18 protein-coding genes are annotated in these 21296 nt (G+C 71.9%); 9 read left to right on the forward strand and 9 right to left on the reverse strand.

What is annotated here, in order from left to right; genetic code table 11:
* On the forward strand, positions 1 to 1008 hold the full coding sequence (locus tag QWI33_RS07865; RefSeq protein ID WP_289956524.1) for a hypothetical protein: 1008 nt from the start codon (positions 1 to 3) through the stop codon (positions 1006 to 1008).
* A gap of 60 nt (positions 1009 to 1068) precedes the next feature.
* Here QWI33_RS07865 and QWI33_RS07870 read toward each other — a convergent pair whose 3' ends face one another.
* The 4 genes from QWI33_RS07870 to QWI33_RS07885 all read right to left on the reverse strand — a co-directional run bounded on the left by QWI33_RS07870 (position 1069) and on the right by QWI33_RS07885 (position 3888).
* Positions 1069 to 1770 (reverse strand): polysaccharide deacetylase family protein, encoded by a 702-nt coding sequence (locus QWI33_RS07870; RefSeq protein WP_289956525.1) that lies wholly within the window; start codon positions 1768 to 1770, stop codon positions 1069 to 1071.
* A 98-nt stretch (positions 1771 to 1868) separates the two neighbouring features.
* Complete coding sequence (proC, locus tag QWI33_RS07875; RefSeq protein ID WP_289956526.1) at positions 1869 to 2660, reverse strand: pyrroline-5-carboxylate reductase; 792 nt, start codon at positions 2658 to 2660, stop codon at positions 1869 to 1871.
* A 209-nt stretch (positions 2661 to 2869) separates the two neighbouring features.
* Complete coding sequence (locus QWI33_RS07880; protein ID WP_289956527.1) at positions 2870 to 3361, reverse strand: DUF1990 domain-containing protein; 492 nt, start codon at positions 3359 to 3361, stop codon at positions 2870 to 2872.
* Positions 3362 to 3363: 2 nt separating this feature from the next.
* Positions 3364 to 3888 carry a GNAT family N-acetyltransferase gene (locus tag QWI33_RS07885; RefSeq protein WP_289956528.1) on the reverse strand — a complete coding sequence of 175 codons (525 nt, stop codon included), beginning with the start codon at positions 3886 to 3888 and terminating at the stop codon, positions 3364 to 3366.
* Between the two features lie 152 nt (positions 3889 to 4040).
* Here QWI33_RS07885 and QWI33_RS07890 point away from each other — a divergent pair, with 152 nt between their 5' ends.
* Together QWI33_RS07890 and QWI33_RS07895 are read left to right on the forward strand one after the other, a co-directional pair.
* Entirely contained in the window at positions 4041 to 6125 is a 2085-nt protein-coding gene (locus QWI33_RS07890; RefSeq protein WP_289956529.1) for a VWA domain-containing protein, read from the forward strand.
* Positions 6118 to 7497 (forward strand): extracellular solute-binding protein, encoded by a 1380-nt coding sequence (locus tag QWI33_RS07895; RefSeq protein WP_289956530.1) that lies wholly within the window; start codon positions 6118 to 6120, stop codon positions 7495 to 7497. The genes QWI33_RS07890 and QWI33_RS07895 overlap by 8 nt, the downstream gene beginning before the upstream one ends.
* Here the strand turns inward: QWI33_RS07895 and QWI33_RS07900 are convergent.
* The gene (locus QWI33_RS07900; RefSeq protein WP_289956531.1) at positions 7472 to 8020 is read right to left on the reverse strand and encodes a GNAT family N-acetyltransferase; all 549 of its coding nucleotides are present in this window, start codon (positions 8018 to 8020) and stop codon (positions 7472 to 7474) included. The two genes, QWI33_RS07895 and QWI33_RS07900, sit on opposite strands and share 26 nt — an antisense overlap.
* A 177-nt stretch (positions 8021 to 8197) precedes the next feature.
* Here QWI33_RS07900 and QWI33_RS07905 point away from each other — a divergent pair, with 177 nt between their 5' ends.
* Both QWI33_RS07905 and QWI33_RS07910 read left to right on the forward strand, forming a co-directional pair.
* Positions 8198 to 9316 (forward strand): sensor histidine kinase, encoded by a 1119-nt coding sequence (locus QWI33_RS07905; protein WP_289956532.1) that lies wholly within the window; start codon positions 8198 to 8200, stop codon positions 9314 to 9316.
* Positions 9313 to 9981 (forward strand): response regulator, encoded by a 669-nt coding sequence (locus QWI33_RS07910; protein ID WP_289956533.1) that lies wholly within the window; start codon positions 9313 to 9315, stop codon positions 9979 to 9981. The genes QWI33_RS07905 and QWI33_RS07910 overlap by 4 nt, the downstream gene beginning before the upstream one ends.
* Before the next feature lie 5 nt (positions 9982 to 9986).
* Here the strand turns inward: QWI33_RS07910 and QWI33_RS07915 are convergent, their stop codons facing one another.
* Positions 9987 to 10691, reverse strand: coding sequence for a class I SAM-dependent methyltransferase (locus QWI33_RS07915; RefSeq protein ID WP_289956534.1), 705 nt, complete (start codon positions 10689 to 10691; stop codon positions 9987 to 9989).
* Between the two features lie 174 nt (positions 10692 to 10865).
* On the opposite strand from QWI33_RS07915, the gene QWI33_RS07920 reads away from it, so the two are divergent.
* Both QWI33_RS07920 and QWI33_RS07925 read left to right on the forward strand, forming a co-directional pair.
* On the forward strand, positions 10866 to 12599 hold the full coding sequence (locus QWI33_RS07920) for an ABC transporter transmembrane domain-containing protein (protein WP_289956535.1): 1734 nt from the start codon (positions 10866 to 10868) through the stop codon (positions 12597 to 12599).
* The gene (locus QWI33_RS07925; protein ID WP_289956536.1) at positions 12596 to 14356 is read left to right on the forward strand and encodes an ABC transporter ATP-binding protein; all 1761 of its coding nucleotides are present in this window, start codon (positions 12596 to 12598) and stop codon (positions 14354 to 14356) included. The genes QWI33_RS07920 and QWI33_RS07925 overlap by 4 nt, the downstream gene beginning before the upstream one ends.
* A gap of 126 nt (positions 14357 to 14482) precedes the next feature.
* Here the strand turns inward: QWI33_RS07925 and QWI33_RS07930 are convergent, their stop codons facing one another.
* Positions 14483 to 14893: a hypothetical protein gene (locus tag QWI33_RS07930; RefSeq protein WP_289956537.1), complete on the reverse strand. Its 411-nt coding sequence runs from the start codon at positions 14891 to 14893 to the stop codon at positions 14483 to 14485.
* 262 nt (positions 14894 to 15155) lie between these two features.
* Between QWI33_RS07930 and QWI33_RS07935 the strand changes: the two genes are divergently transcribed.
* The gene (locus tag QWI33_RS07935) at positions 15156 to 16406 is read left to right on the forward strand and encodes an endo-1,4-beta-xylanase (protein WP_289956538.1); all 1251 of its coding nucleotides are present in this window, start codon (positions 15156 to 15158) and stop codon (positions 16404 to 16406) included.
* A 64-nt stretch (positions 16407 to 16470) separates the two neighbouring features.
* On the opposite strand, the gene QWI33_RS07940 is transcribed toward QWI33_RS07935, so the two are convergent.
* Together QWI33_RS07940 and QWI33_RS07945 are read right to left on the reverse strand one after the other, a co-directional pair.
* A complete protein-coding gene (locus QWI33_RS07940) occupies positions 16471 to 16803 on the reverse strand; it encodes a TfoX/Sxy family protein (protein ID WP_289956539.1) in 333 nt (110 codons plus the stop codon).
* Positions 16804 to 16848: 45 nt separating this feature from the next.
* Positions 16849 to 18759: a glycoside hydrolase family 127 protein gene (locus QWI33_RS07945; protein ID WP_289956540.1), complete on the reverse strand. Its 1911-nt coding sequence runs from the start codon at positions 18757 to 18759 to the stop codon at positions 16849 to 16851.
* Between the two features lie 308 nt (positions 18760 to 19067).
* On the opposite strand from QWI33_RS07945, the gene QWI33_RS07950 reads away from it, so the two are divergent.
* Entirely contained in the window at positions 19068 to 21152 is a 2085-nt protein-coding gene (locus QWI33_RS07950) for a PhoX family protein (protein WP_289956542.1), read from the forward strand.
* The last annotated feature ends 144 nt before the right edge of the window (positions 21153 to 21296 follow it).

Genomic DNA, 21296 nt, shown 5'->3' on the forward strand with positions numbered 1-21296 from the left:
GTGGGCGAGGAGACGACCGAGGCGGCCACGCCCGAGGAGGCCGCAGCGGTGCCCGAGCCGCAATGGCGCAAGAGCGCGGGGCACGTGGTCCGCTGGGTCCTGGCCGCGCTCGCGTGCGTGCTCGCCGTCGTGGCCGTCACCGGTTCGGTGGCGGCCTATTACGCGCGGCTCGAGCTGCTCGACACCGATCGGTTCACCGAGCGGACCGCGGTGATCGCGGAGGACGAGCAGGTGCAGGCCGGTATCGCGGCGCTGATCGCCCGGGAGATCGAGCAGGCGCTGGACGTCGAGCGGATCTCGGCGGAGGCGAACGCGTGGATCGGTGCCGAGACGGCCCCGGCGCTGGTCGAGTCGCTGGTGGCCTCGGCGGTGGAGACCCTGCAGGGCTACATCCGGAACGAGGTCGACGCGTTCGTGGCGAGTCCGCGGTTCCTCGAGGTGTGGGACGCCGCCGTGCGCGAGGCGCACCGTTCGCTGGTCTCGGCGCTCGAGGGCGAGAACGCGGGGTCGATCCAGGCGGAGGGGAACACGCTCGTACTCGACCTGGGGAAGGTCGTGTCGATCGTCAAGGAGCGCATGGTCGAGGCGGACGTGGCGCTCGCGGCGGACATCCCCGAGGTCGAGGCCGACTACGTGCTGCTCGACTCCGAGCAGGTGCCGGAGCTGCAGCGCACCGTGGACCGGTTGGACTGGGCGGCGACCTGGCTGCCGTGGATCGCGGTGGGACTCTTGCTGGTCGCGCTGGTCCTGATGCCGCGCCGCTGGGTCGCGGTGCTCGTGATCGGCGCGCTCGGGGCGGTGCTCGCGGGTGCGGCGCTGTGGGCGATCGCCGCGGGGCGGCCGGTCTTCATCGAGAACGCGGGCGATGCGGCGTTCGCGCCGATCACCTACGACGCGTTCACGAACGGGCTCCGTGCGGCCTACACGCTGATGCTGTGGGCCGGGGCGGCGTTGGCCGTGACGGCGGTCGTGGTGCTGTTCCCGCGCCGCAGGCGCGCGGCACCGTAATGGCCGCTTCCCTTGCGCTGCAGGCAGTGCGAGGGAAGCGGCCGAATGAGCCGGGTCTGCTTAGGCGGTGGGGCTGCACTTCGGGGAGATGCCGAACTTGTAGCCCTTGGCGGCCAGCTGCGGCAGCGCGATCTCCAGCGCCTCCACGGTCTGCGAGCGGTCGCCGCCGCCGTCGTGCATGAGCACCACGTCGCCGGGGGTGGCGCCGAGCAGCACGTTGACGATCGCGTCGACGCCCGGCCGGGCCCAGTCGCGGGTGTCCTCGTTCCACAGCTGCCGCTGGAGTCCGGCGGCGGTGATCGCCTGGTTGACGGTGGTGTTGTGCGCGCCGTACGGCGGGCGGAAGCAGTTCACTTCGGCGCCGTGGCTTTCGAGCAGATTCTGGGTGCGGCCGATCTGCGAGTCCATCTGGGCGCGGGTCAGGGTGGTCATGTCCGGGTGGTCCCAGGTGTGGTTGCCGAGCGTGTGGCCGCCTTCCAGGATGGCGTCGACACGGGCGGGGTCGCGCTGCGCGTTCTGGCCGAGCAGGAAGAACGTCGCCTTGGCGTTGTTCGCCTCCAGGACTTCGAGGATGTCGTCGGTGTAGGCGCCGCCGGGGCCGTCGTCGAAGGTGAGGAAGATCTGGCCGTTCCAGGGGTCGGCCGCCGCGGCGGCTTCCGGGGCGGCTTCGGGGGCGGCGTCCTGGGCGTTGGCCGGGGCCGCGAGGAAGAGGGAGGCGGTGACCGCAGCGGCTGCGACCACCATGAGGCGAAGACGTTTCATGCACCCATCGTGGCGTGTCTCGCTTTATGGCGCAACGAGGCAGTTCTCACGAAAGTCGCTTGTGTACCGGGACAACCAACCGGGCGGGCCGGAGCGTATCAGGCCCCTGGAAGTTCACCGCCGCGCTCGGCCGCGGCGGCGACGGCGGCCCTGATCGCTTCGTCCACATTCGACTCGTCCAGGGAGGCGAGGGCGGCCTCCGTGGTGCCGCCGGGAGTCGCGATCCGCTCCAGGAGCGCGGCGGGCGGCTCGTCCGAGTCCTGCAGGTGCAGGCACGCGCCGAGCAGCATCTGGTCGATCAGGACGCGGGCGTCGACCGGGTCCATGCCGCCGTCGACGGCGGCGTTCGTCATCGAATCGGCGAGGTAGTACAGGAACGCCGGACCCGAACCGGCGACGGCCGTGATGAGATCCATCATGGACTCATCGGCGATGACGGTGACCCCGATGCGGTCGAACAGGTCCTCGATCTCGGTCAGGTCGGTGCCCTCGGCCGCGGCCAGCGCGGTGGCCGCCCGGCGGGCGCGGGCGGCGATGTTGGTCATGGCGCGCACGGCCGTGGTGCCCGGGGGGAGGCGCTCGGCGAGCCTGGCGAGGGGCACGCCCGCGGCGAGGGAGACGACGACCGCCTCGGGCGCGAGGGAGGGGCCGATCGCGGAGAGCAGGGGCCCGACCGCGACGGGCGGGACGGCGATGATCACGACGTCGGCTTCGGCGACCGCGCTCGGGTTGTCGGTGCCGACCTCGACGCCGTACGCGTCGGCGAGCCGGGCGGCGCGCTCGGCGGGCAGGGCGGTGGCCCAGATCTGGGCGGGCGGCAGGCCGGAGTCGATGAGCCCGGCGAGCACCGCCTCGCCGAGATGGCCGACGCCGAGCAGCGCGATGTCCATGTCCTCACCTCCGTGTCAGCGCTCCACAGTCCGAAATCTACGGGCCGGGCCTCCCGGGAACCGGGAATCAGGGTAAATGCCGCTTATGCGGCTTTTCGGGCAACGCTTTCGAGTCGTACGTGTGTGCTATTAGCGAGGTTAGCGAGTCGTGGACGCGCGCCCGTCGCGACGCTGCCGATCCGTGAGTTCGCACTCTCGCCTGCGAGCCGTCAGGACGTACCGCAGGCCTCGCGCATCGTGTCGACGAAGTGGTCGGTGGCACGCGACTGCAGGAACCGCGCGACGGGCGCTCCGAGGCGGGCGGCGGTGCTGCCGGGAACGGAGAAGGACCGCAGTGAGAAGCGGACGCGGTCGTCGATGGCTTCGATGAGGAACCCGGCCTCGCCCCGTTCGGAGTGGCCGGGCATGGAGCCGTAGCCGAACCCGGCGCGCCCGGGCGTCTCCTCGGCCCACACGACCTGGCACGGAATGTGCAGGAGCCCGGCGAAGCGGAGCGTGACCTCGACGCCGGGGGCGGCGCGGGCGGCGGTCGCCTCGGGGTGGAGGCCGCAGCGCTCGTGCAGGCCCCAGGTCATCAGCACCTCGGCGGCCGCCGCGAAGGGCGCGTCGAGGTCGACCGAGCGGTGGAGGTGGCGGTAGCCGTGCGGGAGCGGGCCGGCGCGGGTCGCGCCGATCTCGGGGTAGTTGACTTTGCAGTCCACGGTCAGTCCATCTCGGGGTTGAGGACCTGGAAGAGCAGGTGGTCCTGCCACCTCCCGGCGATCTTGAGGTAGGCGGGGGCCATGCCGATCGGCTCGAAGCCGTTGCGCTGCAAGACCTTCTGGGAAGCGTAATTGTCGATGAGGGTCTCGGCCTGGACGCGGACGAGACGCAGGTCCTCGAACGCGATCCGCTTGGCGAGGCGCACGGCCTCGGTCGCGACGCCGCGCCCGGCCGCGGCCTTCGCCACCCAGTAGCCGGTGCTGCACGAGCGGAAGTACGGGCCGCGCACGATCGAGTTGAGGAAGACCTGGCCAGCGACGCGGCCGTCGTCCTCGATCGCGTAGGCGAGCGCGACGCCCGCGTCGGCGCGGGCGAACGCGGCCTCGATCTCCACCCGCACCCCTGCCGCGGTGAACGACGCCTCGCCGCGGACTGGTTCCCAGGGCGCGAGGTAGTCGCGGCCCTCGCGCCGCAGCGACGCGATCGGCTCCGCGTCCTCGAGTGCGATGGGGCGAATGGTGATCATGCCTTGATTGTGCCGGGTCGCGGGCGCGGCGGGGGTACGGGTGCGAACATCGACCTTCCCCGATGGGAGCGCGGTTGCGGCATACTGTTCTGCATCCTTCCCGGAACCATCCTCGGACGACACTCCCCCGCGACACGGCAACGGAGCCGCCAGTGCCCGCAGCAGAACCCGACCGGACCGAACCCTCCGAAGACGCGAACCCCGACAGCGAAGACGCGCAAGCCGCCTCGCCCCGGAAGGCGCCGCTCGACGAGCCCGCCATAGCGCGCATCGTGGAGGAGGCGCTCGCTTCATGGACGCCGCCGGCCGTCTACTTCAGCGGTGCCGCGGTGACCATCGGCGGCGCACTGGGGATGCTCGTCCAGCTGCTCCTCGGCACGGCCCCGCGGCCGTGGAGCAGCGTGCTGGTCGCCATCGGCATCGGCGTCATCATCCTCCAGCTGCTGTGGACCCGGTTCCAGATCGGCAGGGGCAAGCGCGCCACCGGGTTCGCCGGGTTCACGGCCCTCTCCTTCGCGATCGTGTGCGCCCTGATCCTCGGCTTCGTCCTGCACCCCGTGCTCAACCGGGTCTACGACCGGTACTTCTCGCACTGCGCCGACCCGGTGGAGCTCACGGTGCTCATACCGGCGGACGGCGCGGCCTGGTTCCAGGAGTCGATCGCCGAGTTCAACCGCCGGAACATCGACGGACACCGGTGCCGCAAGACGAACGTGACCGCCTTCAGCGCCTCGTGGCCCGATGTGGAACGGGCGATGGCCCAGGGCTGGAAGCCCGCCGGAGCGGACGACGAGGAGCCGTTCGAGCCGCTGCGCGACGTCGGCCCCCGACCCCACTTCTGGATCGCCGAATCGCAGACCCAGGTCGACCTGGCCTACGGCCTGCTGGACGATTCGGCGGTCAACTACCAGGTCTTCGCCCCCGAGGACACCGCGCCGATCGGCCGGACGCCACTGGTGCTCGCCGTCCCCGACAGCGTGTTCGAACGCGGGTTCAACGATCGCTCCCAGGCCGCCGACCGCCCGCTCCACGAACTCATCACCGAACTCGGCGACGCCTACGGCACCCCCGTGCTCCGATCCGACCCCGCCGTCTCGACCACGGGCCTGCTGTTCCTCCGCGCGCTCTACGGCCCGGACGCCGAGCCCGGCGGCATCGGCGCCCGCATGGAGAACCGGCTCGCCGACGCCGCCGCGGCGACCGGCATCGCCTTGTCCCCCAGCGATACCGCCGTCCTGTGCCAGCTCGCGAAGCAGGGCGCGAACCCCGCGGCGGCGGTGCTCACCACCGAAGCGGCCCTGGCGCGCTACAACACCGGCGGGTCCCTCGGCGACGAGTGCGCGCTCACCGAGAGCCCGCGCTCGGGGCTCGCGCCGATCTACGGCACCGAGCTGGGATCGCTCGACTACCAGGCGGTCGAGCTCGGCTGGAGCGACGACCCGTGGGCGTCCCGGCGCGCCGGCGCCGCCGAGGACCTGCGCGCCTGGCTCGCGGGCGAGGACGACCGCTGGAGCCCGACGGACATGGGCGTGCGCGACGTCCAGTACGACGGCGGCGTCATCGCCGGCGACGTCGCGTTCGACAACGACTTCCCGGTCGAGGCCGACCCGATCAGCGCCGGCGAGTTCCGTGCGCTGGAAGAGGTCTACGGGCACAACCGGGTCCCCACCGACGTGCTGCTCGCCATCGACCGCTCGGCGACGATGGACGAATCCGCGGGCGGCGGCGCGAGCCGGTTCGACCTCGCCGCCGACGGCGCCGCGGCAGCGCTCGACTACCTCGGCGCCGACGACCGCGTGGGACTGTGGACGTTCCCGGCCGACGGGTCGGCCTCGCACACCGAAGTGCTCGGCATCGGGCCCGACCCGGGCGAGGACGTGGCCGCGCGGCTCGACGCCACCGAGGTCAGCCACGGCGTGGACCTCCACCAGACGGTCGTCGACGGCATCGCCGCGCTCGAGGCCGCCCGCGAGGGCGAACGGGTCAGCGCCATGGTGGTCCTCACCGACGGCGCCGACGCCGACACCTCCGCGACCACGGCGGCGGCGGTCCGCGACCAGCTCGCGGACTCGCGGGTCGCGCTGTACCTCATCGCCGTCGGCGACGCCTCGTGCCGCTCGGCCACCTTCAGCGCCCTGGCCGAAGACCCGCGCGTGACCTGCTTCGAAGCCGAGCAGCAGCAGATCACCACCACGTTCGACGGGCTGTTCAACCAGTTGTGGAGCGGCGATGCCTGAGCTCACCAGAAGGCAGGCGGTCAAGCGCGCCTTGATGATCGGGACGGCCGGCGCGATCGCCGGATTCGGGGCCTTCAGCGGCGGCCACCTGTACGGCTCGCGCGAGCCCGCCCGGCCCTGGGAGGACCTCGGCGGCCGGCCCCTGCGCCTGCTGGCCGGCCGCGACGACACCGCGAACGGCCAGCGCCGGCTCCTGGTCGAGCAGTGGAACGCCCGGTACCCGGGCCACCCCGCCGAGATGGTGGAGCTCCCGGGGATCGCCGACCTCCAGTTCAGCGCCATCCACGCCACGCTCCAGTCCGGGAGCGCCGACGTGGACGCCGTGGAGCTCGACGTGCCGTGGATCGCCGAGTTCGCGAAGGCCGGGCACCTGGAAGCGCTCAAGGACGCCGACACGGAGGGGTTCCTGCGGCACCCCTTGGCGACCGGGCGCGTGGACGGCGAACTGTACGCGCTGCCGTTCCACACCAACGTCGGCATGCTCTACTACCGGGAGGGCGCCGACTCCGATTACGCCACCGGCACTTTGAGCGCCACCGAGGCCGCGTCCATCGGCGACTGGAACGGGCTGCGGGAGACCATCGGGTGGATGCTGGAGGCGAACCCGGATTTCGACGGCGGGATCGCGATGCAGCTGGCGCCCTACGAGGGGTTCACCGTGAACGTCTGGGAGTACCTGCTCGCCAGCGGCGTCGCCGTCGACGAGGCGGACGGCATGATCGACTTCGGGGAGCGCTCGGACGCGGCGGGCGTCCTGGAGGAGCTGTCCCGCGACCTGCACGAGGAGGTCCGCGAAGGCGCCCAGGTGATCCTCCAGGAGGCGTTGCAGCACGACGAGGCCGACGCGCTCGCGGCGTTCCAGACCGGGCGGGTGCCGTTCCTGCGGCACTGGCCGCAGGTGATCAGGACCCTGCAGGAGTGCGAACTGGACTTCGCGGTCGGGGTGGTGCCGATGCCGGGCGGCGTGCTCGGCGGCGGGAGCCTCGCGGTGAGCGCGCACTCGACGCGCCGCAACGCCGCCCGGGCGCTGATCGAGTTCCTGACCGGCCCCACGAGCGAGCAGCTGCTGTTCGAGCGCGGCAGTTTCGCGGCGACCCGCCACGAGCCGTACTTCGACGCGATCGCGCAGAACGCGAACGCCGTGCCGCCCTCGGGGGACGCGTGCGAGGCGGCGGCCGGGCCGAGGGTCGAGGCCGACGAGCTCTACGACGCGCTCACCGGCCAAGGGCCGGGGCGCCGGCCCGCGGTCGAGCGGTACACGCAGTTCAGCCGCGCGTTCCGGGACGCGCTCCATCCGGAGCTGGCGAACGACGCCGCTCCCGACCTGCGCGGTCTCGACCGGCGCCTCAAGGACGCGATCGAGGGGAAGTGACGTGCGGCGCGGGCCGCAGGTCGCGCAGGTGCCAGTCGAGGACCCTGCCGTCGGGCTCGCTGCGGCGCTGCAGGAACGCGAAGCCCGCCCGGGCGGCCACGGCCGCCGAGCGGGTGTTCGCCGGCTCGCACCGGATCACCGCCTCCGTGCATCCGATCGCGGCCGCGTACGAGCAGGCGAGGCGCACCGCGCGGGTCGCCAGGCCCCGGCCGCGCCACGGCGCGTAGAGCCCGTACGCCAGGTTGGCCTGGCCCTCCCGCAGGTAGTACTGGCCGGTCTGGACGTCCACGGTCCCGGCGAGCGCCAGCTCGGGCCCCGTGCGGATGCCGAAGGTGTGGAACGGCCCGCCGTCGCGCCACCAGCGGTCGCAGCATTCCAGGTAGTGGCGCAGGCCCTCCGGGGTGGCGGGGTCTCCGCTGAGCCAGCGCACCAGCTCCTCGTCCTCCCCCGCGTAATGGGCCGCGAAGTCGCCGGGTCCGAGAGGGAGGAGCGTGACCGTGCCGTCGGTGAGCGCCTCGTGCATGGCTCAAGCCTCGCGCAGTCCGTGGCCGCCCGCAACGGATTCAATGCAGCACGGACCGGCTGGACGGCGACCTCCGTCGCATCAGAGCGTGACCGACGGATCGTCAGGGCCGACGAAAGTATCGGATAGGGCCGCGGTGCTCGCCGCGAGCGGTGGGGGGCGGATAGGTTCGGGCGCATGAGCGGCGAGAAGACGAGGCGCGGAGCGCGCGGCGTGGCGGTGGACCTGGGCGTGTTCGCCGTCGGCGTGTTCGTCTACCTGTTCATCGCGGGGGAGCGCCTGAACGCCGGAATGCCCTCGCCCCCTTGGCTGTTCGACGTCGACATGGCCTCCGGGCTGCTGGCGCTGCCGTTGCTGTGGCTGCGGCGGCGCTGGCCGGTGCAGGCGGCCGTGCCGCTCGTCCTGGCCTCGACCTACTCCGAGACCATCGCGTTCCCGCTGCTGGTGATGCTGTACGCGGTGGTCGTGCGCCGGCCCCTGCGCACCGCCGCGTGGGTGTACGCGGCCTCGCTCGCGGCGGCGGGCGTCTACATCGTCGTCAGGCCCGATGAGATGCCCCTGGCGGTGTCGATCGGGTTCGGGCTGTCGCTGCACGCGGCGGTCGCCGGATGGGGCCTGTTCTCGCGGTACCGGCGCCAGCTGGAGGCCCGTGCGGCCCAAGCGGAGCAGGACGAGCGCGAGCGGGCCCGCCAGCGGGCGCGCGACGAGCTCGCCCGCGAGCTGCACGACATGCTCGGGCACCGGCTCTCGCTGCTCAGCCTGCACGCGGGCGGCATGGAGTACCGGCCCGACGCCCCGCCCGAGGAGCTGGCCCGCGCGGCCGGGGTCGTGCGCGAGCAGTCCACCCTGGCGATGCGGGACCTGCGGGAGATCATCGCGATCCTGCGCGCCCCGATCGGCGAGCTGCCGCAGCCGCGGATCGCGGACCTGCACGCGCTCGTGGAGGAGGCCCGGCCCGCGATGCGGATCGAACTGGCCGCGGACGTGGACGGCGACGTGCCCGAGCGCTCCGGGCGCACCGCCTACCGGATCGTGCAGGAGGCGCTGACGAACGCCCGCAAGCACGCCGAGGACGCGCCCGTCGAGGTCACTGTGGAGGGACGGGCCGCGGACGGGCTCAGCGTCACCGTGGTGAACGGGCCGGGCCGCGACGGCGGGCCGGCCCCCGCCTCCAGTTCCGGCCACGGCCTCATCGGCCTCGAGGAGCGGGCCGCGCTCGCGGGCGGGCGGCTCGAGTACGGGGCGACGGCCGCTGGCGGATGGCGGGTGCACGCGTGGCTACCCTGGACCGCATGAGCGAGCCGCCCCCCGTGAAGATCCTGGTCGTGGACGACGATCCGCTGGTGCGCGCCGGCCTGCGGATGATCCTCGGCGGCGCCGGGGACCTCGAGGTGGTCGGCGAGGCCGGCAGCGGCTCCGAGGTGCCGGAGCTGGTGGCGCGGCTGCGGCCCGACGTGGTGCTCATGGACCTGCACATGCCGGGCGTGGACGGCCTGACCGCGACCGAGCGGCTGCGGGCCGCGCCGAACGCGCCGGAGGTCCTGGTGCTCACCGCGTTCGAGGCCGACGGCCACGTGCGTCGGGCGCTGCGCGCCGGGGCGGGCGGGTTCCTGCTGAAGGACACGCCGCCGGCCGCGATCGTGGCGGCGGTGCGGCGTGTGGCGGCCGGGGAGCCGGTGCTCTCGCCCGAGGTGACGCGGCGGCTGATCGGCATCGTCGCGGGCGGCGCTCCGGTGGACCGCCGCGGCGAGGCCCGGGAGCGCTTGGGCGCGTTGAACAACCGCGAGACCGAGGTGGCCGTGGAGGTCGGCCGGGGCAGCTCGAACGCGCAGATCGCGGCGGCGCTGCACCTGAGCGTGCCCACGGTGAAGACGCACGTCTCGGCCGCGCTGAGCAAGCTCGGGCTCAACAACCGGGTGCAGCTGGCGCTCCTCGTCCACGACGCGGGGCTCGCGGACTGAGCGGGCTAGGCCCCGAGCGGGCGCCGCAGGCGCATCGCGAGGAACGACGGCCGGGCGCTGAGCTTCGCGAACGCCTCGGGGTCGACGACCTCCAGCTCGGGGACCGGGCGGGGCTCGACCAGCCGCTCGATCGCGAAGCCCGCGGCGAGGAGGTCGCCGGTGAGGGTCTCGATCGTCATGCGCTGGAAGTGGATCGGCGGCAGGTCATCCCGTACGTGCAGGTCGACCCACTCGTCCGAGAAGTACGAGTCGCCGAAGTGCCGCCAGTCGGCGGCCGGGTGCGTGGTCGAGACCAGGAACCGTCCGCCGGGCTTGAGGACGCGGAAGACCTCGGCGAGCAGTGCGGCGCGGTCGCGCAGGTGGTGGATGACGAGGGCGCTGAGCACCATGTCGAACGAGGCGTCCGCGGCGAAGTCGAGCGGCCGCTCCAGGTCGTGCAGGCGCAGGTCGGCGCGGTCGCCGACCAAGGCCTTCGCGTGGGCGACGAGTTCGGCGCTGCCGTCGACGCCCACGACCGTCGCGCCGCGGTCGAGGAGCGCGGCCGCGTAGAGGCCCGCACCGCAGCCGAGGTCGAGGACGCGCCGCCCGCTGACGTCCCCGGCGAGGCCGAGCATCGCGGGCCGGTCGGTGTAGGCGTTGTACGCGCCGGTGGCGGCGTGTTCGGCGAAGGCGTCGCCGAGCGCGCCGTGATAAGCGGTGTCCCGAGGCATCGGCACAGTATCCCCGCGCCGAGGCCGCGGCGCCACTGCTTTCGGTACTGGCGCAAGGGCATCCGAGGACGCGACGAGGAGATCGTCCAACCATTGAAAAAAGAGTGTCGCGGACCCGGGCGCGGCCGGTAGCGTTCACCCGCGCACGACCCCCACACCCGAAGGCAGCTCCAGATGGCACGCTTCACTCCCCCGCGCGACCCGGGCGGGCCCCTCCCGCACCCGAGACCGGCCGTCGCCGTCATCGGCTGGCTCTTCCGGTCCCAGTGGCGGATGCTCGCGATGAGCACGCTCGTGTCGTTCGCGTTCCTCGGCGCCCAGCAGTTCGTGCCCTATGTGGTCGGACGTGCGGTCGACGACGGCCTCGTCGCGGGCGACCGCGCCGCCCTCTACTGGTGGTCCGCGGCGCTCATGGCCTGCATCGGCGTCGCCACCGTCACGGGCGTCGCCAGCTTCTACTACATGATGTACACGGCGATGGACACCGACTTCAGGGTCCAGCGGCGCCTCGTCGACACCGTCGTCGCGGTCGGCTCCCGCATCCGGTCCCGGACCGACGCGGGCGAGCTCGTGGCGATCTCCGCGGCCGACGCGCACGCGCTCAGCTCCGTCTCGATGATGTTCGGCCGCCTGGCCTCCGCGCTCCTCGCGTTCCTGCTCGCACTCTCAATCCTCGCCACCCTCTCGTGGTGGTTCGTGCTCGCCGCCGGCGTCGGCGTCCCGGCCATGTTCCTGCTTCTGCGGCCCCTGTTCCTGCGCCTCGAAGCGCGCGGCCGCGAGTTCCGCGACCGCTTCGGCGAGCAGACCGGCATCGGCACGGACGCCGTCGCAGGCCTGCGGGTGCTGCGCGGCATCGGCGGCGAAGCGCACTTCACCGCCCGCTACAAGACCGCCTCGCAGGCGTCCCGCCGCGCCGGAGTCCGCGTGCGCCGCACGGCGGCCGGGCTCGAGTTCGCGCGCCTCGCACTGCCGGGGACGCTGCTCGTGCTCGTCCTGTGGATGGGCGCGGAGATGACCCTCGACGGCACCATCACCGCCGGCGAGTTCGTGGCCCTCTTCGGGTACCTCGTCGCCCTCACCCGCCCCCTCGGCTACACCATCCAGGGGGTCGACGCCCTGACCCGCGCCATCGTCGCCTCCGGTCGGTTCCAGAAGCTCCAGGACGAGCACCCCGAACCCGAACCCGAGGACGAGCGCCCCTGGCCCGCAGGCGAACCCCTGCACGACCCGGCCAGCGGCACCTCCATCGAGCCGGGCCTGATCACCGGCGTCGTCACCGGTGACGGGAAGGGCGCGACCGAACTCCTCGACCGCCTCGCCGGATACGCCGAGACCGGCGAACCCGCCCGGATCGGCACGACCCCCTTGGGCGCCTTCGGCACCGCCACCGTGCGGCGCCACGTGCACCTCCTCGAAGCCCGCGCACAGCTCTTCAGCGGCCCCCTCCGCGACCAGCTCGACGTGGACGGCCGGCGCACGGACGCCGACATCATGCGGGCCCTCCACACCGCCTCCGCCGTCGACATCGTCGGCGTCGACCCCTCCCTCATCGAGAGCGAGGAGGTCCCGAGCACCGGCTACGACCTCGACACCGTCGCGGGCGAACGCGGCCGCAACTTCTCCGGCGGCGAACGCCAGCGCCTCATCCTCGCCCGCGCGCTCCTCGCCGACCCCGAGATCCTCGTGCTCGACGACCCGGCGAGCGCGTGCGACGCCCAGACCGAGGCCCGCATCGCCGCCCGCCTCGCCCGGCACCGCCGGGGCCGGACCACCGCGATCCTCACGAATTCGCCGCAGCTCCTGGCCGTCTGCGACCGCGTCCAGTTCCTCGCGGGCGCCGAGGCCGTCGCGGGCACGCACGCCGAGCTGCTGCAGCAGGCCGAGTACCGAGAGGCGGTCACCCGATGAGCCGCGCGACCCTCCCCATCGCCGCCCCGGCCGAGACCCGCCGGTACCTGCGGGCCCTGGTCGGACGCCACCGCGTGCGGTTCGGCCTCGTCGTGATCCTCATCGTCGGCGCGGCCCTCGCGGGCATGTCGACGCCGTACGTCGTGGGGCTCATGACCGACGCGTTCGCGGCCTGGGCCCGCGGGGGCGCCGTCGACCCGGGCCCGGACCTGCGGTGGCAGATCCCGCTGATCCTCGCCGCGGTCCTCGCTCAGGCGACCTTGACGTGGGCGTCCTACCGGAACCTCGCGGTGCTCTCGGAGCAGATCGTGGCGGACGTGCGCGAGGAGTTCATGGAGCGGACGCTCGCCCTCCCGCCCGGGCAGGTCGAAGCGGCCGGGACCGGGGAGCTGCTGTCGCGCACCAGCCTCGACGTGGCGCAGGTGCAGCACTCGCTCGTGCAGGCCGCGCCGCAGTTCTTCACCGGGCTGATCACGGTGCTCGTGTACGTGGCCGGGGCGTTCTTCGTCTCGCCGGTGCTCGGCGCGGCGATCCTGGTCGCGGTGCCGCCGATGGTCCTGGTGCTGCGCTGGTACTTCAAGCGGGCGTTCAACGTGTTCCACGACGTGCAGGCCGCGAAGGCCGATCTGACCTCGGCGGTCGCGGAGACCATCGACGGCGTCAAGACCGTCGAAGCGCTCGGCTGGCAGGCGCGGCGGGTCGCCCACACCGACCGCGCGGTGGACCGGCTGTTCGGGGCGCAGACGCGGTCGATGCGCCTGCGCGGCACGCTGTTCCCGGTGCTCGACTTCTCGGCGTTCCTGCCGTGCTTCACCGCGCTCCTGCTCGGCGGGGTGCTCACCGCGACCGGGTACCTGACGATCGCGCAGACCACCACCGTCGTGCTCATCATGCAGCTCGCGGTGGCGCCGGCGATCGAGATGATCCTGTCGCTGGAATGGGTGCAGAACGGCACGGTCTCGCTGGCGCGGCTCATCGGCGTGCGGGGCGGGCAGGCCGCCGGCGGTGACGCGCGGCCGAGCCGCGACGACGACGAGATCATCGCGCTCAAGGGCGTCCGCTTCGGATACGACCCGGAGAAGCCGGTCCTGAAGGACGTGGACTTCGTGCTGCACCGGGGCGAGCGGCTCGCGCTCGTCGGCCCGACCGGCGCCGGCAAGTCCACATTGGCGCGGCTCATGGCGGGCATCCACCAGCCGAACGAGGGCGCGGTCCGCGTCGGCGGGGCCGAGACCCGCGAGATCGACGAGACCCTGTTGCGGCGCTTCGTGATCCTCGCGACGCAGGAGTACCACCTCTTCAACGACTCCCTCGGCTCCAACCTGCGCCTCGGCGCGCCCGGAGCCGATGACGCGCAGCTGCGCGAGGCCCTCACCGTGGTCGGCGCCGGGGACCTGCCGGACCGGCTCGAGGAGGGCCTCGACACCCTGGTCGGCGGCCGGGACCACGCCCTGACCCCGGCCGAAGTGCAGCAGGTCGCGCTCGCCCGCGTCATCCTGGCCGCGCCCGAGGTCATCGTCCTCGACGAGGCCACCTCCATGCTCAGTCCCAACGCCGCCAGCGACATCGAGCAGGGCCTCAACCGCATCCTCGCGGGCCGCACCGTCGTCAGCATCGCCCACCGCCTCAACACCGCCCACGACGCCGACCGCGTCGCGGTCGTCGAGCACGGCCGCATCACCGAACTGGGCTCCCACGACGAACTCATCGCCAGAGGCGGCGCCTATGCGGCCCTGTGGCAGCGCTGGCACGGCTGACCCGCGGTCGCCTCGTGCGCTCGTCCCACGGCTGTCGAACACCGAGCGGGCCGGCCGATCCTCGCGGATCGGCCGGCCCTGGTGCGCGGTGCGCCGAACAGTGCGGAACGGCGCACCGGGATCAGATCAGGATTCGCTGCTGAACCAGTCGGAGCAGTCCCACCCGTTGGCGGAGTCCCAGCAGAGGGACCACCTGATCGTGTGGTTCTCGGGGAAGTCCTTGTTGCAGTAGGTCCAGGCCTTGGCCTTCCCGAGCGAGTTGATGCACTCGCCCGAGCGGTCGCCGTCCTGGTCGTACCAGCGGAACTTGACGCCGTAGCCGTTGGCCACGTTGTCCTTGACCCACAGGTCGTCGCCGTTGGGCTGGAAGCAGCCGTCGACGTTCGGGGTGTAGCGGCGGTCGGTGCAGGAACCGGTCCAGTCGGCGTCCACGGCTTGGTTGATGTCGGAGGCCGAGGCCGGGGAACCGGTCCCCAGCACGGCGAACAGTGAAACGGCGAGTGCGGCCATGACGGCGGCGATTCGCTTTCGCATCATTGCGATCCTCTCTTGACTAAGGCTCCCACTCCGTTCGACTACGGAGCGGGGTGCCGCAGACACGCTGCGCGGCAGGGGGATCCGCGTCACACGACGTTGCCGCACTCTAAACGCGATCAGGCACCTGGGAGGTTGCGCAGGGACCGAAAGTTTCTGGTATCGATCCCACGCCACGGGAGCAGTAAAGAAAGCTCACTTGACGCAGCGCCTCCGGACTGCTGGAATACATGGCATTGAAACTTCCATGGAAAGAAGCCCACAAATGACTGAAACTTTCAGCGACGATCGGATCAGGCAGCACCGGAGCGCCGACGCCCGGGTCACGATCACCCTCGACGGCGAGCCGCTCGCCGGACGCGAGGTCCGGCTCGAGCAGACCCGGCACCGGTTCCTCTTCGGCTGCACCGGGTTCGAACTCATGGACCACGCCAACGGCACCGCCGCCGACCCCGCGGCCGAGGCCAGGAACGCCGAGCTGTGGGAGGGCCTGTTCAACTTCGCCACGCTGCCCTTCTACTGGGGCCGCTTCGAACCCGAGCGCGGCAAGCCCGCCACCGAGCCGCTGCGCAAGGCCGCGCAGTGGTTCACCGACCGCGGCCACCCGGTCAAGGGCCACCCGCTCGCGTGGCACACCGTCAGCGCCGACTGGCTGCTCGACCTCGACAACGAGGAGATCGCCCGCGTCCAGGTCGAGCGCATCAAGCGCGAGGTCGGCGAGTTCGCCGGCGTCATCGACATGTGGGACGTCATCAACGAGGTCGTCATCATGCCGATCTTCGACAAGTACGACAACGGCATCACCCGCATCTGCCGCGACATCGGCCGCATCCCCATGGTGCGCATGGTCTTCGACGCCGCCCGCGAAGCCGGGCCGAACGCGACGCTGCTGCTCAACGACTTCGACATGTCCGCGGCCTACGAGTGCCTCATCGAAGGCGTGCTCGAAGCCGGCGTCAAGATCGACGCGCTCGGCCTCCAGAGCCACATGCACCAGGGCTACTGGGGCGAGGAGAAGACCGAGGCGATCCTGGACCGGTTCTCCCGCTACGGGCTCCCGATCCACTTCACCGAGACCACCATCCTCTCCGGCGAGGTCATGCCGCCCGAGATCGAGGACTTGAACGACCACGTGGTCGACTCCTGGCCCTCGACCCCCGAAGGCGAGGCCCGCCAGGCCGACGAGATCGAACGCCACTACCGGACCCTGCTCGCGCATCCCTCGGTCGAGGCGGTCACCTACTGGGGCATGTTCGACAAGGGCATGTGGCTCGGCGCCCCGGGCGGATTCGTCCGCACCGACGGCACCCCCAAGCCCTCCTACGACCGGCTACACCACCTCGTCAACGAGGAGTGGGGCACCCCCGTCACCACCCTGGCGACCGACGACGAGGGCCGCCTGCACTTCAACGGCTTCCTCGGCGACTACCGCATCACCTGCGCCGACCGCGACGCCGCCTTCAGCCTCGATGAGGCGGGCACTGCGGACCTGACCGTCGCCCTGGACCGACCCTGAACCTCCGGTAGCGGAACGCGGCGGCGGACGGCCTCGAGCGGGCTCCCGCTGCCGTGTTCGGTGATCACTTGCGCGGCAAGGACTCCGCGTAGGCGAGACCGCGTTCGATCCAGGGGCGCAGCTGCTCGTCGGAGGCGCACACCGTCTCGTCGACGCGGATCCAGGTCTTGGAGTCGCGACCGCCCATGACCATCGGCTCGGCGCCGGGCTCCAGGACGAGGTCCGCGAAATCGTCGTGGCCGACGCGGATCATCGCGCCGCCCCCGCCGAGGACGGCTGCCGCCATGTTGCCGTGCGCGAAGAAGCAAGGGCCGCCGAACATGTGCTTCTCGGTCACATAGGGCCGGTTGTCCATGATCTCGCGCACCCGGTCGGCCAGCGCCTTGTCGTATGCCATGCGGCCAGGCTGCCACAGGGCACCGACAAGGCGCCGGTGAACGCCTTACGGCGTCTCGCGGATCCAGACCGCCATGGTGCCCTTGCCGCGGTTGGCCCAGGCGTAGTACGGAACGGTGCGGATCGCGGTCGGCGCGGCCGCCGGGGGCTCGGTGCTGTAGAGGCCGTCCGCGGCGGGGCCGTCGACGAGGCCTTCGGCGATCACCGTGTCCTGGCCGTCCACGTGCTCGGTGCGGAGTTCGCCGCCGCGGGCGACGGCCAGGCGCGGCACGGGGGCCGCGTTGTCGATCTCCTCGACGCAGTGGACGATCGGGCCGCGCTGGATCGCGACCTTGCCGTGGGCGGCGAGGACGCGGGGGTCGGCGCGGACCAGGACGGGGGCCATCGGCAGCGTCAGGTCGACGCGGTCGCCCTCGGTCCAGGTCCGGTCGACGACCGCGTAGCCGTTCTCGGTCCGGTACTCGGCGGGTGCGCCGTTGACCTGCACCGTGGCTCCGGCGGCCCATTCGGGCAGACGCAGCCGCAGTGCCATGGGAAGGGGCGCTTCGGCTTCGGTGACGCGGAGGGTGATGTCGCCGTTCCAGGGGTAGTCGCTCTCCTGGGTCACGGTGATCCGCTTGCCGCCGTGGGTGAGGCGGGCGGCGCCGGTGACGTAGAGGTTGACGTAGAGGCCCTCGGCGTCGCCGACGTAGACGTACTGCTCGAGCGAGGTGAGGAGCCGGGCGAGGTTGGGCGGGCAGCACGCGCAGTCGAACCAGTCGCTGCGTTCGACGGTGCCGTCGCTGGCGAGGGGGTTGCCGTAGAAGTACTCGGTGCCGTCGGCGGAGGCGCCGGCGAGGACCCCGTTGTAGAGGGCGCGTTCGAGGACGTCCACGTACTTGGCCTCGCCGGTGAGGACCATCATGCGGTGGGCCCAGAAGACGAGGCCGATGGCGGCGCAGGTCTCGGCGTAGCCGGTGTGGTCGGGCAGGTCGTAGGGCTTGCCGAAGCCCTCGATGGAGGGGTCGGCGCCGATGCCGCCGGTGACGTAGAGCTTGGTGGTGACCAGGTCGTCCCAGAGGCGTTCGCAGGCGTCGTGCAGGCCCTGGTCGCCGAGTTCGAGGGCGAGGTCGGCCATGGCGCTGTACTGGTACATGGCGCGGACGGCGTGGCCGACGGCCTCGGTCTGCTCGCGCACGGGCGCGTGGGTCTGGTGGTACTCGCGGTCGCGGCGGCTGGTGCGGGCGTAGGCCCCGCCGGGGCTCCAGTGGCCGCCGAAGTAGCCGGTGTCGCCGCGGCGCTCGGCTTCGGCGTCGAAGTAGAAGGGGGCCCGGCCGCGGTTGTCGGTGAGGAGGAGGGCGAGGTCGAGGTAGCGCTGTTCGTTGGTGGCGCGGTGGAGCTTGACGAGGGCGAGTTCGATCTCCTGGTGGCCGTCGTAGCCGCCTTCGCAGGGGCCGCCGGGGCCGAACTCGACGGCGATGAGGTCGGCGTACCGGCGCACGATGCCGAGGAGGGTGGTCTTGCCGGTGGCCTCGTAGTGGGCGACGCCCGCTTCGATGAGGTGCCCGGCGCAGTAGAGCTCGTGGGCGTCGCGCAGGTCGGTGAAGCGCTTCCCGGGCTTGACGGCGGTGAAGTAGCTGTTGAGGTACCCGTCCTCCTGCTGGGCGCCGGCGAGGAGTTCGATCGCCTTGTCAAGGGCGGCATCGAGTTCGGGGTGGTCGCCGTGCGCGAGGACGTTGCTGGCGGCCTCGATCCATTTGGCGACGTCGGACTCCCAGAAGATGGGGAAGCGCTCGCGGTCGTCGCCGTCGTGGCTGCGGGGCTCGAGGAGCAGGGCTTCGAACTGGCCGCCTTCGCGCAGGCGGGCCTCCTGGTGGGGGATGGTGCGGGTGCGCACGGTCTCGCGGCGCGGGGACCAGAACCCGTCGGCGATCGCGACGTCGGCGAGGTGGAGGGAGGTCCGGTGCGGAGCGGGCATGGCGGTTCCTTCTGGCGGGCCGTACGAAAGGGTCGGAAAAGGTTTTCGGTCAGGCTACCCGGGGCGGCCATTTACCGTTACATGGGTCTCATGCTGCGGAACGCCTGGTTTTTCGACGTGCCGCGCCGGCGTTTCCGAAATCAGGTGATGGTGCGCAATCCGAGAGCGCTCCTTCATTTCCCGTTCACTTACGGTTGGCGGGCGGGGTACCCGTGGCGCATAGCCTCCGGAATCGGAACGCGTCGATCCGTCGCCCCGAACCGCGCATCGGCGATCCTGTTCCGGACGTACTGCCATAGGAGTCCCAAATGAATCGTCGTGACGCCGCCCAGCGGCGCAAGCTGCCGCTCCTGTCCGACCACATCGGCGGCCGCTCGCAGCTGACCTGCCTCTACCGCTGCGGCGACGCCTGCAGCCACCCCGTGCCGAACACCTCGGACAACCCCTACATGGGCGACCTCATCGCCGCCGCCGTCTCCCGCCGCTCCATCTTCAAGGCCGGCGTCGTGGTGACCGCGGGCGCCGGCGCCGCGGGGGCGCTCGGCAACACCGCCTACGCCTCCGAGGCCGAGTCCGAGGCCCAGGCCTCCGGGTCCTGGGGCTCGGTGCCGCGCGGCCTGCGCTTCGACCCCGTGGAGCCGAACAGGGACGACGCCGTCACCATCCCCGACGGGTACGGGCAGCAGGTCGTGATCCGATGGGGCGACCCGATCCTGGACGACGCGAACGAGTTCGACCCCGCGGCCCAGACCCCCCAGGACGCGGCCGGCCAGTTCGGCTACAACTGCGACTTCCTGGCCCTGCTCGACCTCCCCGGCGAGCGGCGGAGCAAGGTGCTCGTCGCCAACCACGAGTACACCAGCGAATCGATGATGCACTACGGCTACGACTCGGCCGCCCCCACACGCGAGCAGGTCGAGATCGGCTGGGCCTCGCACGGCCTCTCCGTCGTGGTCCTGGAGGAGGACAAGCACTCCGGCGACCTCACCCCGGTCGTGGGCCACGAGCTCAACCGCCGCATCACCGCCACCTCCGAGTTCGTCCTCTCCGGACCCGCCGCGGGCGGCGACCTGCTGAAGACCACCGCTGACGCCGAGGGCACCCTGGCGCTCGGCACGCTGAACAACTGCGCCGGCGGCGTCACCCCGTGGGGCACCATCCTCTCGGGCGAGGAGAACTTCAACCAGTACTTCGCGAACGCCGGGCAGGTCGCGGACGCGACCGCGAAGGCCCGCCTCGCCCGCTACGGCCTCTCCGGGAACGCCAGCGAGCGCAAGTGGGAGCAGTACGACCCGCGCTTCGACGTGCTCCAGGAGCCCAACGAGCCCAACCGCTTCGGGTGGATCGTCGAGCTCGACCCGTACGACCCCGACTGGACCCCGCGCAAGCGCACCGCCCTGGGCCGCTTCAAGCACGAGGGCGCCGGGCCGCGCGTGGACCGCCAGGGCCGCGTGGTCGTGTACATGGGCGACGACGAGCGCTTCGACTACATGTACAAGTTCGTCTCCAAGCACAAGATGAAGTCCGGCTCCGGCCGCAGCGCGCGCGAGCACAACCGCAAGCTCCTCGACGAGGGCACCCTCTACGTCGCGAAGTTCACCGGCGACAGCCCCGGCGAGATCGACGGCACCGGCGCGCTCCCCGACGACGGCGCCTTCGACGGCTCCGGCGAGTGGATCAAGCTCGCCAGCGGCGACGAGTCCTTCGTGGACGGCATGACCGCCGAAGAGGTGTACGTGTTCACGCGCCTCGCGGGCGACAAGGTCGGCGCGACCAAGATGGACCGCCCCGAGGACGTCGAGGTGAACCCGAAGTCCGGCAAGGTCTACGCGGCCCTCACCAACAACACCCAGCGCGGCACCAGCGGCAAGGCCGCCGCCGACGAGGCCAACCCGCGCAACAGCAACAAGCACGGCCACGTGCTCGAGCTGGAGGAGAAGCACGGCGACGTCACCGCCGTCAAGTTCGGCTGGCGCCTGCTCCTGGTCTGCGGCGACCCCGAGGACCCGAGCACCTACTTCTCGGGCTACCCGAAGGACAAGGTCAGCCCCATCTCCTGCCCGGACAACGTCGCGTTCGACCCGCAGGGCAACCTGTGGATCTCCACCGACGGCAACGCCCTGGGCACCAACGACGGCCTCTTCGGCGTCTCGCTCACCGGTCCCACGCGCGGCCTGACCAAGCAGTTCCTCACCGTGCCGCTCGGCGCCGAGACCTGCGGCCCGGTCGTGCAGGACCGCCACATCCTGGTCGCCGTGCAGCACCCGGGCGAGGTCGACGGCGCCAGCGCCGAGACCCCCGCCTCCCAGTGGCCCGACGGCCCGGACGGGGCCCTCCCCCGCCCGTCCGTGGTGAACGTGGTGAAGGACCGCTTCGGCAGCATCGGCTGCTGAGCGACGCAACGGAAAACGGGGCGGCCAGTAATGGCCGCCCCGTTCTCGCGTTCGCTAAGGAGTTGCGGCCGTGCACGACCAGGGCCCACGCGAGGGCGAGGAGCGACAGGAGCGAGGCCACGCCGCGGACCGTGTTCCAGGCGA

The sequence above is a fragment of the Glycomyces tritici genome (assembly GCF_030403505.1).

Excerpts from the sequence above, each read along its gene's own strand:
- QWI33_RS07885 (WP_289956528.1), bottom strand. The coding sequence starts at position 3,888 with ATGATCACCATTCGCCCCATCGCACTCGAGGACGCGGAGCCGATCGCG.
- QWI33_RS07870 (WP_289956525.1), bottom strand. The coding sequence starts at position 1,770 with ATGAAACGTCTTCGCCTCATGGTGGTCGCAGCCGCTGCGGTCACCGCC.
- QWI33_RS07945 (WP_289956540.1), bottom strand. The coding sequence starts at position 18,759 with ATGCCCGCTCCGCACCGGACCTCCCTCCACCTCGCCGACGTCGCGATC.
- QWI33_RS07930 (WP_289956537.1), bottom strand. The coding sequence starts at position 14,893 with ATGATGCGAAAGCGAATCGCCGCCGTCATGGCCGCACTCGCCGTTTCA.
- QWI33_RS07925 (WP_289956536.1), top strand. The coding sequence starts at position 12,596 with ATGAGCCGCGCGACCCTCCCCATCGCCGCCCCGGCCGAGACCCGCCGG.
- QWI33_RS07935 (WP_289956538.1), top strand. The coding sequence starts at position 15,156 with ATGACTGAAACTTTCAGCGACGATCGGATCAGGCAGCACCGGAGCGCC.
- QWI33_RS07920 (WP_289956535.1), top strand. The coding sequence starts at position 10,866 with ATGGCACGCTTCACTCCCCCGCGCGACCCGGGCGGGCCCCTCCCGCAC.
- QWI33_RS07940 (WP_289956539.1), bottom strand. The coding sequence starts at position 16,803 with ATGGCATACGACAAGGCGCTGGCCGACCGGGTGCGCGAGATCATGGAC.
- QWI33_RS07900 (WP_289956531.1), bottom strand. The coding sequence starts at position 8,020 with ATGCACGAGGCGCTCACCGACGGCACGGTCACGCTCCTCCCTCTCGGA.
- QWI33_RS07895 (WP_289956530.1), top strand. The coding sequence starts at position 6,118 with ATGCCTGAGCTCACCAGAAGGCAGGCGGTCAAGCGCGCCTTGATGATC.
- QWI33_RS07915 (WP_289956534.1), bottom strand. The coding sequence starts at position 10,691 with ATGCCTCGGGACACCGCTTATCACGGCGCGCTCGGCGACGCCTTCGCC.
- QWI33_RS07910 (WP_289956533.1), top strand. The coding sequence starts at position 9,313 with ATGAGCGAGCCGCCCCCCGTGAAGATCCTGGTCGTGGACGACGATCCG.
- QWI33_RS07950 (WP_289956542.1), top strand. The coding sequence starts at position 19,068 with ATGAATCGTCGTGACGCCGCCCAGCGGCGCAAGCTGCCGCTCCTGTCC.
- proC (WP_289956526.1), bottom strand. The coding sequence starts at position 2,660 with ATGGACATCGCGCTGCTCGGCGTCGGCCATCTCGGCGAGGCGGTGCTC.
- QWI33_RS07905 (WP_289956532.1), top strand. The coding sequence starts at position 8,198 with ATGAGCGGCGAGAAGACGAGGCGCGGAGCGCGCGGCGTGGCGGTGGAC.